Origin of the sequence: Devosia sp. FJ2-5-3 (genome assembly GCF_029201545.1) — a bacterium.
GTDB lineage: Bacteria > Pseudomonadota > Alphaproteobacteria > Rhizobiales > Devosiaceae > Devosia.
Genome location: NZ_CP104007.1, coordinates 2,582,246 through 2,594,150 on the forward strand (window position 1 = coordinate 2,582,246; position 11,905 = coordinate 2,594,150).

Annotated in this window: 9 protein-coding genes; 1 reads left to right on the top strand and 8 read right to left on the bottom strand. The window is 63.4% G+C overall.

Annotation, left to right across the window (positions count from 1 at the left end):
• Positions 1–21 precede the first annotated feature (21 nt).
• On the top strand, positions 22–768 hold the full coding sequence (locus N0P34_RS12460) for an SDR family NAD(P)-dependent oxidoreductase (RefSeq protein WP_275603555.1): 747 nt from the start codon (positions 22–24) through the stop codon (positions 766–768).
• A 67-nt stretch (positions 769–835) separates the two neighbouring features.
• On the opposite strand, the gene N0P34_RS12465 is transcribed toward N0P34_RS12460, so the two are convergent.
• The 8 genes from N0P34_RS12465 to N0P34_RS12500 form a co-directional block, all read right to left on the bottom strand.
• Complete coding sequence (locus tag N0P34_RS12465) at positions 836–2,077, bottom strand: OpgC domain-containing protein (RefSeq protein ID WP_275603556.1); 1,242 nt, start codon at positions 2,075–2,077, stop codon at positions 836–838.
• Positions 2,064–3,830, bottom strand: a complete 1,767-nt coding sequence (mdoH, locus tag N0P34_RS12470; protein ID WP_275603557.1) for a glucans biosynthesis glucosyltransferase MdoH — start codon at positions 3,828–3,830, stop codon at positions 2,064–2,066. Before mdoH ends, N0P34_RS12465 begins: the two co-directional genes overlap by 14 nt.
• Before the next feature lie 10 nt (positions 3,831–3,840).
• Positions 3,841–3,978 (bottom strand): hypothetical protein, encoded by a 138-nt coding sequence (locus N0P34_RS12475; protein WP_275603558.1) that lies wholly within the window; start codon positions 3,976–3,978, stop codon positions 3,841–3,843.
• Complete coding sequence (locus N0P34_RS12480) at positions 3,975–5,570, bottom strand: glucan biosynthesis protein G (protein WP_275603559.1); 1,596 nt, start codon at positions 5,568–5,570, stop codon at positions 3,975–3,977. The genes N0P34_RS12475 and N0P34_RS12480 overlap by 4 nt, the downstream gene beginning before the upstream one ends.
• Positions 5,571–5,788: 218 nt before the next feature.
• On the bottom strand, positions 5,789–7,216 hold the full coding sequence (locus N0P34_RS12485) for an NAD-dependent succinate-semialdehyde dehydrogenase (RefSeq protein ID WP_275603560.1): 1,428 nt from the start codon (positions 7,214–7,216) through the stop codon (positions 5,789–5,791).
• A gap of 16 nt (positions 7,217–7,232) precedes the next feature.
• Entirely contained in the window at positions 7,233–8,102 is an 870-nt protein-coding gene (locus N0P34_RS12490; protein ID WP_275603561.1) for an oxidoreductase, read from the bottom strand.
• On the bottom strand, positions 8,102–9,874 hold the full coding sequence (locus tag N0P34_RS12495; RefSeq protein ID WP_275603562.1) for a hydantoinase B/oxoprolinase family protein: 1,773 nt from the start codon (positions 9,872–9,874) through the stop codon (positions 8,102–8,104). Before N0P34_RS12495 ends, N0P34_RS12490 begins: the two co-directional genes overlap by 1 nt.
• Positions 9,874–11,895, bottom strand: coding sequence for a hydantoinase/oxoprolinase family protein (locus N0P34_RS12500; protein WP_275603563.1), 2,022 nt, complete (start codon positions 11,893–11,895; stop codon positions 9,874–9,876). Before N0P34_RS12500 ends, N0P34_RS12495 begins: the two co-directional genes overlap by 1 nt.
• Between the last annotated feature and the right edge of the window lie 10 nt (positions 11,896–11,905).

The window sequence follows — 11,905 nt, forward strand, 5'->3', positions numbered from 1 at the left end:
TTTCCCTCCAGGACCAGACCCGTGAATACTATCGACCTTAAAGACCAGGTGGCCGTCGTGACCGGCGGCGCACAGGGGCTCGGTTTTGCCATGGCCCAGCGCATTCTCGCATCCGGCGCCAAAGTCAGCCTTTGGGACCGGGACAGCGCAGTGCTGGACAAGGCCGTTGCAGCGCTTGGCGACGGCGCCGCCAGCAAAGTGGTCGACATCACCGACCTTCCCGGACTCGAGCGGGTCCATGGCGAAGTGGAAGCCGAAGTGGGTCCGGTGTCGATCCTCGTCAATTCGGCCGGCATTGCCGGCACCAATGCCCCGTTGGAAGACTATGATCCGGATGAATGGCGACGGGTTGTCGAGATCAATCTCAACGGCACATTCTACGTCAACAAGGTCGTCATCCCCTCGATGAAGGCCAGGAACTACGGCCGTATCGTCAATATCTCGTCGGTGGCAGGCAAGGAAGGCAATCCCAATCTTTCGGCCTACTCCGCTGCCAAGGCCGGGGTGATCGGGCTGACGAAATCATTGGGCAAGGAGCTGGCCAAGCACGACATCGCGGTCAATTGCATCACTCCGGCGACGGCGAAGACGCGCATCCTCGATACGCTCACCGAGGAATTCATCAACTACATGCTGGTCCGCATTCCACGCGGCCGGTTCCTCGAGGTTGACGAGGCTGCCGCCATGGTCGCCTGGCTGGTTTCCAAGGATAACAGCTTTACCACGGCCTCGGTCTTCGACCTCTCCGGGGGACGCTGTACTTACTAGAAGCCTCCGGCCCTTACGGGACGACCGCGTCGGGGCCGGTCAATTCCAGCTGTTTGGCCTGGGAGATCTATTGGGTCGACGCCGCCGGCCGCGATGAAGCTGCCCTGGCGCGGAGTGCGGCTGTGTAGTTGAGCGTTATGGCCAGCCCCCAGAGAGTGAGAAGCCCCGCGGCGAGGATCAGGCCATCGAATAGCGGATCGGGTTGGCGCGGCGTTTTCACCACTTGCAGGAAGAGGCTGATCACGGTCCCCGTGGCGAACACGGCCAGCCCCTGCCGGCCCATGGCGCGAAGGGGCGCGGCATAGCGGGATCGCGCCAGGCTCAGCATGGCAGGCATGTGCCCAAGCACGTAAAACAGCGCCAGCGCATGCAGGAGGCGGGGCAAGGCCACGTAGGTCTTGTCGAACGAGGTGATGTAGAAGGGGGCGCCTGCCTTTGAAAGAGCGGCCAGGACGTTGCGTCCGGCGATGCCGAGCTCCGGGATTTTCACCCAGAGCAGCACGAGAACCAAAAAAGCCGCCGCGGCGGCATAGAGGGCGGTGTTCAGGGGAATGAACGTCTGGCCACGCTTCATCGCCATACCCGACAGCAGGCCTGTGACGAACAGGATCTGCCAGGAGAAGGGGTTGAAAAACCAGCCGCCCGGATTGGGAAAATTCGGCAGGTTGAGCCGAAACTGACCGGCAATCACCCACAGCGCGACCGACAGACCCAACATCAGCCATGGCCGGCGCAATCCGACCATGAGGGCGATCGGGGCGGCAAGCAGCAGCACGGCATAGAGCGGCAGGATATTGAGATATCCGAGCTGATGGGTGAGCAGCGGAATGCCGATCAGGGATTGGAGCGGCTGGTTGAGCACCGGCTCGACATTGTTCTTGAGCAACACGGCCGGCATGGCAAACCACAGCGCCGCCCCGGCAAAAATGGCGAGGCTGATCATCGTCACCGCGATGTGCACGAAGTAGAGGTGCCGCGCCCGCGCCCAGACCCGCGCGATGGCCAACCACAGGTTTCCGCCGCGAAAGGCACTGGAATAGGCGAGGCCCGCCGCCAGGCCCGACATGAAAACGAAGGCCTCGGCGGAGTCGGAAAACCCGAAATTGCGATTGGTATAGTTCTCGTAGAGCGTCCCGGGCACGTGATTGATAAAAATCATGACCAAGGCCAGGCCGCGAAACATGTCGAGGCGCGGATCCCGTCCACTCAAGCCGTCGGCTGCGCGCGACAGAGACGGCACGAGGGCGGATCGAATGCCGTGCCAAGCCGGAAATGCGGTGGTGCGGAGAGCTTGCTCAGGCAGTGACATGGCCGCTCGAATTCATCAGGACGGGCGCGGCATGGCCCTCGATTGGCTGGTGCACTCCGCCCCAGGACGCCAATATGGCCCTTTGCTCACGGATCACCGCAGACGGATCCGCCTCCATATCGGTGACGAACAGCCTTGATCCTGCCGTGCGGCGGGGGCGCGACGTCGCCCAGACGAGGATGGGCGCCGCCATGGCGGGCACCGTGGCCGGAGCCAGCCACAAGGCCGCCGAAGGAGCACCAATCAGCGTGGCGCCGAGCGCCAGTGTAGCGATGACGACGATCCACCACGTGGCGCGAAAGGCGTCGACAAGGGGAACAAGCGTCTGGCCGCGCTGGGTGGCAGGCCAGCCTCCATCGATCCGGAACAGGACCTGGGCGACCGAGCGACTTTGCATAAGCAGCATGGTCGGCGCCAGGATCGTGGAAAGCACGATCTCGCTCATGACCGAGCCAAAGGCCGCCAGTGTGCCGCCAAAACGGCGGTTGCTGCCATCGGGTGCCCCTCGGGCCAGGATCATCAGTTTTGGCAGGACGAGAATGCAAGCCACGGCCACGCCGAGGATCCAGACCGGGATCGGTGAGGTCGAAAAATCCGCCGTGATCGCAGGCAGGTTCGGCAGCATGGCGCCTGCCAGGCTCGCTGCGAGCAGCAGCAGCCACAGCGGGGAGGCGAGATAGGCCATGATGCCCTGAATGAACGTAAAGCGGCTCCACGCCTTGAGGCCGGGCGCAAGGAGAAGCCGTCCGTGCTGCAGATTTCCCTGGCACCAGCGGCGATCGCGCTTGGCATATTCGATGAGATTGTCCGGCGCTTCCTCATACGACCCCTTGAGCCAGGGATCGACTTCGACCTTCCAGCCGGCGCGCGACAGAAGCGCTGCCTCGACATAGTCATGGCTCAGAATATGCCCACCGAAGGGAGGCTTGCCGGAAAGCTCGGGAAGACCGCAACTGGCCGCAAAGGCGCGCATGCGCACCATGGCATTATGCCCCCAATAGGGGCCTTCGCGCCCCTGCATCACGGCCGCGCCCCTGGCGAAGGTGGGTGACAGATAGGCCGCGGCGAACTGGATGGAGCGCCCGAACAGGGTCTGTGCGTGGATGATCGTGGGCACGGTCTGCAGCAGGCCCAGTTCGGGATCTTCCTCGAGCCGACGCGTCATGGCGACGATCGTCTCGCCTTCCATCAGGCTATCCGCATCGAGGATCAGGGCAAACTCATAGGCGCCGCCGGACCGGCAGATGAAGTCCTCGATATTGCCGGCCTTGCGTCCGACATTGACCTCGCGGCGCCGATAAAAAATCCGCCCTTCACTCTGGGGTTCGGCCAGAAGACGCTGGAACTCCGCTGCTTCCGCAGCCGCAATTCTCAAATCCTGCGTGTCGGAAAGCACTGCAAAATGAAAATGCTCGGCAACGCCGAGCCGGACCAGGCTGCGATTCATGGCGGCGACACGCGAAAAAGTCGCAAGAGGGTCTTCGTTGTAGACCGGGACGAGGATCGCGGTGCGGGACTGCAGCGCACCGGTCTCCGGGGGAGTTTTTCGGCGCGGCGCAAATACACCCAGGACTGCGGGCACCCCGCCCCAGACCAGCCAGAAGCTGCTGATGGCGACGAGGGCGCAGCGTAACAGGTCGAGCCAGTTCAGCCCGCCTTCTCCAGTGACACGCAGGAACAGCCAGGCGCCCGCGAGGCTAAGCCCGGCGGCCGAGAAAAGTGCGAAGAAGCGGAGAAGGACTGTCCGGGCCATAATTGGGCGCTCAACGATACCCAAAGGGCCAGAACGCCGCCCGGATGCTCTGCATCAGCGAACGCCGGGACTCGAGGTGCTGTTTGGGCATGAAGAGTGGTGCATCCGGCAATCCGGCATCCGAAGGAAGATCGGCGATGTGCTTCATGCGGCGGGCCTCCATTGATAGAGCCAGGTTTCGGTCAGTTTCTTGCCCATGCCGACCAGATAGGCCTTGAGTTCGAGCGTTGCGCCCGGGTCGGCTTCGACGTCGAGAACGAGACGCCAGACGTCATTGGCCTCGATCCGCGACAGCACAGAGTTCCGGATAACGCCGCCGCCAAGGGTGGCGAGAACGTCGATGGGACTGCCGGCCGGCAGGGTGGCAAGCTCGCCGCCCTTGAAATCGACCACGAACTTGCGAAGGTTCGGGGCGTTTTCGACGCCCGACACACCACCGATGCCGCCACGTGTCTCTGCCACATAGGCCATTGTCGGGTCCTGATCCGGATTGAGATCGCCCCAGATGAGACGGTAGCTATATTCGCGCGCGTCCCCTGCCCGGGCCGGCTCCGCCGGAATCCAGAAGGCAACGATATTGTCGTCAGCCTCGAGCCTGGCCGGAATTTCAATCAGCCGCACCATGCCCTGCCCCCACTGGCCGATCGGCTCGACACGCACTGATGGCCGGCGTTCGTAATGGGCACCGGCGTCCTGATAGCTTTCGAAGTCACGGCCCCGCTGATAGAGGCCGAATGCGGCAGGATTGTTTTCGGCGAGATAGGAATTGCCCAGCCATTCGCTGTTATTGAGCGCGCGCCACATGACTTCCCCAGATTCGCGCTGGACCAGAAGCCCATTGCTGTCATGCACCTGGGGGCGGTAATCGTCGAATCCACCGCGATTGGCCTCGGCATAAAGGAACATCGAGGTGAGTGGCGCGATGCCGAGCTCCTGCACGTCCGTGCGGAAGAACAGTCGAGCCGTAACCTCCATGACGCTTTCCTGGGCCGCATCGCTGGCCGGAGTGATAATGAAGCGGTAGGCACCGGTGAGGCTCGGGCTTTCGAGCGCCGCATAGACGACCAGCCGCCCGTCTGCCCCAGGCTTTTCCACGTACAGCTCGGAAAAACGCGGAAATTCCTCGGGCACGTCGACCCATGAATTGAGAACCAGCCCGCGGGCGCTCGCGCCGTAGATATTGTTGCGGCCCAAGGCGCGGAAATAGCTCGCGCCGAGAAAGCTCACCAGTTCGTCGAGCGCTTCGGGACGGTTGAGAGGATAATTGACCCGCAAGCCGGCAACGCCCGGAAACACCCCTGCCCCGGCGGCCTCGCTGATCGCGGCGTCATGATAGTTGAAATCGGCGGCACCAAAATCGAGTGGACGCGCGACGCCGTCCTCGATCTCGAAGATCTTGACCGGCTCGTTATAGAGCCAGCCGAGGTGAAACGCCTGCAAGCGGTATCCTGCCGCCTCATCTGCCCATCTGCTGGCGTCAGCGCGGTATTCGATCTTCCGATAGGCGTCGTAGTCGAGGCCCTGGAACGCCGATGGGATATCTACGGAGACGGGTTCGAAGGGCTGGGCAGCGAGGGTTTTCATGCGTTCGGCGAACGCATCGAACTCAAACGGGGCGTCAGCGACATCCTGGGCCAAAAGGGGCCTGGTGAGCGCTGTCGTTGAAACGAGAAAAAGAGAAAAGCCAAGTCCGGCCAGCACCATACGGCGGCTGGGGTGGCTATTGTGGTGACGCGTCACAGTGGTACCCGCTACAAATCCGCCCCTATCTAAGGCAGACCCGAAACGCCGCGCAGGCCCAAAAGTTGTCGCATGGGAGGCATGCGCTCAACACATAAGGGAAACTACCGTGTAGACCGTTTCATTGCGAGGCCCGTGGGCGCTCGACACTGCTCCATCGCCTGATTCGGCTCTCTTGGAGAGCTGCGCCGCGGCCATGGATGACCGCGGCGGCAACGCTAGTATTTGTGCTGGATATAGCGGACGGACGTAAAGCTCAGAAGGCCTTCCACCCCGCCTTCCTGGCCAAGGCCACTTTCCTTGACGCCACCGAAAGGCCCCTCCGGCTGGGAGGCCCCGAAGTGGTTGATCGAGAGCAGGCCGGCTTCCACCTCATTGGTGAGCCGGGCAACGTTGCGCGCGGATTCGGTGAAGGCGTAGCTGGCCAATCCGAAGGGGACCGAGTTTGCGATGGCGATGGCTTGGTCCAGCTCGTCGAATGCGACGACCAGCGCAATCGGGCCGAAGGGCTCTTCCTGCATGGCCCGGGCATCGAGCGGCACGTCGGCGAGGATGGTGGGTTGATAGAACCAGCCCTCGTCACCGATACGGCGGCCGCCAGTGACAAGGCGTGCGCCGCGTGCGACCGCGTCTTGCACCAATTCGTCGACGGCTTCCAGGCGGCGGGCATTGACGAGCGGCCCCATCTGCGATTGCGGATCGTCGCCGCGTCCGATCTTCAGCTTTTCGGTGGCGGCAGCGAATGCCGACAGGAAAGCTTCATAGCCGGAGCGATGAACGAGAAAGCGCGTCGGACAGGTGCAGATCTGGCCGGCATTGCGGAATTTTGCCAGCACTGCCATTTCGCCGATACGGGCGAAATCGGCATCCTCGCAGATGATCACGGGCGCATGGCCGCCCAGTTCCATCACGGCGGGCTTCATCATGGCTGCGGCCTTGCTCGCCACGATCTTGCCTACCGGCACCGATCCGGTCAGCGTCGCCATGCGAATGATCGGCGAGCCGATCAGATAGTCCGAGATTTCAGCGGGATTACCGAAGACGAGGTTCAGCACCCCGGCGGGGAGGCCCGCATCGGCAAAGCACTGCACCATGGCGCAGGCCGTGGCAGGTGTTTCTTCGGCCGGCTTGAGGATAATCGAACATCCGGCCGCCAGTGCACCGAGCTTGCGGGCCGGGATGGACGCCGGGAAATTCCACGGTGTGAAGGCCGCGATCGGGCCGATCGGACGCCGAAGCGCCAGATTGGACATGCCAGCGGCGCCATCGATCACCCGACCATAGAGACGGCGACCTTCCTCGATGTCCCATTCCAGCAAGGCCGCGGAGCGCATGATCTCCGCCTTCGCCTCGGCGATGGGCTTGCCCTGCTCGCGGCTCATGATCGCGCCGATGGCCTGGGCGCGATCGCGCAGGAGCTGAACCGCCGCCTTGAGGATGGGTGTGCGCTTGTCCACGCCCATGCCGCTCCAAAGTCGGAAGCCGGCCTCGGCCGCCGTAAGCGCGTCATCGAGATCGGCCTTGCTGGCGACCGGGACCCGTCCGATTTCGCTGGTTGTCGCCGGATCGATGACGGGAAGCGTCTCGGCGGCCTGTCGCCACTCGCCGTTGATGTAGAGGCCGATAGGTGCGTAAGAGGTGGTCATGCCCCCTCCTTTCTGGCTAGAGCCGGGACTTGGCCACCAGGCCGGGGAAGTTGACGTCCGTGCCCAATTCTTCATGGGCGGCGATATCCTTTTCGACCGCAGCGAGCTTGGCACGGACGCGCTGGTAGGCGTCGCCGCCGAGCGGCATGCGGAAGGGCGGGTTTTCCATTTCGGAGAGCTTGATCATGACTTCTGCAGCGCGCACCGGGTCGCCGTGCTGGGTGCCATGCGACGAGCCGATAAAGGCGCGGGTCTTGCCGACGGTCTCGGAATAGTCCTCGATCATCTGCTTGGCCGTGGACATGGAAGACCCACGGAAATTGGTGCGGAACTGGCCCGGCTCGATCACGCTGACATTGATCCCCAGCGGCTTGACCTCGAGGGTCAGGGACTCGGACACGGCCTCGACGCCGAACTTGGCGGCAGCATAGAGCCCGAACCCGATCGAGGCGGTGAAGCCTCCGACCGACGAGATGTTCATGATGTGACCGTGGCGGCGCGCGCGCATGCCCGGAAGCACGGCCTGGATCATGTTGATCGTGCCGAAGAGGTTCACGTCGAACATCGGGCGATATTCGGCCGGAGCGCTCTCTTCGACGGCGCCCATGAACCCGAAGCCGGCATTGTTGATCAGCACGTCAACCGAGCCAAACCTGGCTTCGCCCTGCGCGACGACCTCAAAGGCCTGGTCGCGATTGGTGACGTCGAGCGCGGCCGTCAGCGCCGTTTCCGGAAACCGAGCCGCGATATCGGCAACGTCCTCGAGCTTGAGCGCAGTCACCACGGCCCGATAGCCGGCGCCGAGGACCGTTTCGGCGATGGCGCGTCCGAGGCCACTGGTGCAGCCCGTGATGAGCCAGACGTTTTGCTTGTCGGTTGCGGACATTATGCAGTCTCCCTTGCGCCTTCGGCGCTCATTTCGTTTCGTTTGCTTTGCGAGGCCGGCATGTCGAGCGCATAGCGGCTTCGATCGCCGGCCCGCGTTTCCTCGGCGATCACCGCACCGAACACCGCCTCGGCGGTCTCGCGGCTGATATAGCCGAGGTTGAGATCGCGCTCGACGAGTTCGAGGGAACGATCGAGCGGATTGCCATAGCCCCCGCCACCCGGAGAGGAGGCCCGAACCCAGTCGCCGGCACGCATCATCACGTTCTGGCATTTGGATCGCATCGGCGGCACCCAGGGCTGGCCCTGGAGTGAGAAGGTGACGTCGTTGCCCGCGCCCTCCCCGCCTCCGAGAATACCAAAGGGCTGGTGGTCGACGCGGTCGCCAAGGATCGAGATGGAACAGTCGGCAAGCGTCTCGATCTCATAGCTCGAGCCGCAGCCGCCCATGCGTGCACCGGCGCCGCCGGTATCATCCCGAAGCGATACGTTGCGGAAGCGGATGGGCGCCCGGCGCTCGGCCAATTCGAACGACATGATCTTGGCCAGCGACAATGGGGAAGTGCCATGGACAAGGCCATCGCTCGTGGCGCTGCCGCCATAGCCGCCCGGATAGATCCAGGTGGAGACAAAGTAGCGGCCGGTATCGGGATGAATGCCGCCGAAGGTGAGGGCTCCGGTGGTGCCGAACCATGCGGCGGGGGCCCGCTCGGGCGTCACCTTGGCGAGCGCACCGAAAACCACGTTCATCACGGCACTCGAAACCTCGAGATAGCCGCCGACGGGCTTGGGGTATTTCGCCGCCAGCATGCTGTCTTGCGGAATGACGAAGCGGATCGGCCGGAATGTGCCGCCATTTATCGGCACTTCCGGGAAGAGATGCTTGAAGCCGACATAGCAGGCCGACATGGTGGTGATCTCAGGCAGGTTGAGCGTGCCTCGCGGAGATTTCGCCGTGCCGGTGAAGTCGAACAGGAGTTCGTCACCCCTGACGATGGCCCTGAGACGGATGGGGAGCGCCTCGTCGGAATGGCCGTCATTGTCGATGTGATCGACAAATTCGTACTCCCCGTCGGGAAGTTCGGAAATGTAGGAGCGAACCAGCTTTTCCGAGCGATCCATCATTTCGGTGACGCCCGAGGCCATTTCGGCAGCGCCGTAGCGCTCGTAGAGACGGGCGAGACGCTTCTGGCCGATATCGAAGACCGAGCGCATCGCGGCGATATCCCCGCGCACTTCGACCGGCAGGCGCAGATTGGCGAGAACGAAGCGCAATGCGCCCTCGTCCACCACGCCTTCGCTGACCAGCTTGAAGGGCGGGATCATCGTCCCTTCCTGGTGGATATCGGTCGAATTGGGCGCCCAACCACCGGCTGCGCCGCCGCCAATATCCATCCAGTGCCCTGTGCTGGCGAGGAGCGCCACCACTTCACCCTCGTGATAGAAGGGCGAAATCATGGTTACGTCGGAAAGATGTGTGCCAGCCAGATAGGGGTCGTTGACGGCCCAGACGTCGCCGGGGCGGAAACCGCCATTTTCCTCGACAATCGGGATCAGCCGCCCAACGGCGAGCTGCATGTTGGCAAGGAAGACCGGCAGGCCATACTGACCCTGGGCGATCGTCTCCCCGGTGACAGGGTGATAGATGCCGTTGGCGCAGTCGTTCATCTCCGAGATGATCGGGGAGAAGGCGGACTGAATGAAATGCAGGTCCATTTCATTGGCGACCTGGTCCAGGGCACCGCGGACCACGGAGAGCGTTACGGTATCCATTATGCCATCTCCACCAGAATATTGCCCAGCCCATCGACACGCACCTTCATGCCGGGTTCGATGACGCTGGTCGTATCGGCCTGCTCAATGATTGCAGGCCCTTCAAAAACATCGCCCGGCACCAGATCGGGACGCCAATAGACGGCGGCCTTGTGCCAGCGATCGAAATAGACGTCCCGCTGCGATGCGGGGCGCGGCGTGGTCGCTGCAGTAATTTCGGCAGCGGCGCGCGAGGTCTCGGGGCGAACGCCCGTGGTCGTCGTGCGCAGGGTCACCACGACCGGCTCGGACTGGCCGGGCGCAGTGCCGTAATGCTCCTGGTAGCGGGTCCGGAAGGCAGCATCGATCGTCGCCTTGTCCGCATCTGCAGGCAGGACCACGCGGATGGTGTGGATCTGGCCCTGGAAGCTCATATCGGCGACATGGGTCACTTCGACCGCAGCCAGCTCGACGCCGTTGGCGTCCAGCTTGGCGCGACCTTCCGCGTCGTGGCCGGCGAAGACGGCGTGGACATCTTCGATGCGCAGTTCGGACAGTGGCTGGTCAAAGGTCTGGGCGAAATCATAGCGCAGGTCGGCCACCACGCAGCCATTGGCGCAGAGCACGCCCGGATAGGGCGGGATGATCATGGTGCCGATGCCGACTTCGGCAAAGATCGCCGCGCCATGCAGCGGGCCGGCGCCACCGAAGATGACGAGCGCGAAACTGCGGGGATCGAGGCCACGCTCGACGGTCATCAGGCGCGTACGGCCAGCCATGGTCTGGTTGGCGATGGCAAGCATGGCGCTGGCGGTTTCTTCGACACCAAGACCGAGCTGTTCGCCAAGCGTTCCGATGGCTGCGCGCGCGGCTTCGACGTCCAGACGCTCACCATTGCCGCCGCCGATGGGCTTGTCGGCATTGATGCGGCCGAGGACGAGATTGGCGTCGGTGATGGTCGGCTCCTTGCCACCCTTGCGGTAGCAGACGGGGCCCGGGAATGCGCCCGCACTGCGCGGGCCGACATGCAGCAGGCCGCCACGGTCGATCCAGCCGATCGATCCGCCACCGGCGCCGATGGTGTGGACGTCGATCATCGGAATTTTGAGCGGCATGCGGAAATCGAGCAGCGTCGTCTCGGCGACGTCGGGCTGACCATCGATGATGACCGCCACGTCATAGCTGGTTCCGCCCATGTCGCCGGTAATGACATTGCGGAAGCCCGCCTGCTCGGCGATGCGCGCAGCGGCAACGACGCCAGCGGCGGGGCCAGAACGGATGATGTGCGCGGCGCGGTTGCCGAGCTGGCTGAGCGAGATCACCCCGCCATTGGACTGCATGACAAGCGTGTCCTTGTCATAACCGTACTCGTGCAGGGATGCGGTGAGCTGGGCGGCATAACCGCCAACGAGCGGCTGCAGGAAGCCCTGCACCACGGCCGTGCTCGTGCGCTCGAACTCGTACTGTTCACGCAGCACGTCGGTGCCGAGAACGATCTGGAAGCCGGGATCTATTTCGAGCAGGATTTCGCGGGCGCGATGTTCGTGCTGCGGGTTGGCATAGGCGTGGAGGAAGGACACCACGATCGACTCGATGCCGTCCGCCTTGAAGATTGCGCCCAGGCGACGCACTTCGTCTTCCGCAATTGGGGTAAGCACCTGGCCGTTGTGGTCGAGGCGCTCGCTCACCTCCCAGCGCCGGTCGCGCGGGATCAGCGGGTTCTGCGTGCCCGTCAGACCGAAGACATCCGGGCGATCGCGCCGACCCAATTCGAGCACATCGCGAAAACCCATCGTCGTGATGAGTGCGCAACGGGCACCGCGCCGCTCGATCACCGCATTGGTGGCGATGGTGGTGCCGTGGATGAGGGCTGCGATCTCGTCAGGGGGAACCTGGGACGCCTTGAGAGCATCGAGGAGGCCGCGTGCAGGCTGATCGGGGGTCGAGGGGACTTTGAGGACCTTTTCCTCGCCGGTCTCCAGATTGCGGCAAAACAGGTCGGTGAACGTCCCGCCCACGTCGATGCCAATGAAAGTTGCCATAAATGTTCCT

Excerpts from the sequence above, each read along its gene's own strand:
- mdoH (WP_275603557.1), bottom strand. The coding sequence starts at position 3,830 with ATGGCCCGGACAGTCCTTCTCCGCTTCTTCGCACTTTTCTCGGCCGCC.
- N0P34_RS12475 (WP_275603558.1), bottom strand. The coding sequence starts at position 3,978 with ATGAAGCACATCGCCGATCTTCCTTCGGATGCCGGATTGCCGGATGCA.
- N0P34_RS12465 (WP_275603556.1), bottom strand. The coding sequence starts at position 2,077 with ATGTCACTGCCTGAGCAAGCTCTCCGCACCACCGCATTTCCGGCTTGG.
- N0P34_RS12485 (WP_275603560.1), bottom strand. The coding sequence starts at position 7,216 with ATGACCACCTCTTACGCACCTATCGGCCTCTACATCAACGGCGAGTGG.
- N0P34_RS12490 (WP_275603561.1), bottom strand. The coding sequence starts at position 8,102 with ATGTCCGCAACCGACAAGCAAAACGTCTGGCTCATCACGGGCTGCACC.
- N0P34_RS12495 (WP_275603562.1), bottom strand. The coding sequence starts at position 9,874 with ATGGATACCGTAACGCTCTCCGTGGTCCGCGGTGCCCTGGACCAGGTC.
- N0P34_RS12500 (WP_275603563.1), bottom strand. The coding sequence starts at position 11,895 with ATGGCAACTTTCATTGGCATCGACGTGGGCGGGACGTTCACCGACCTG.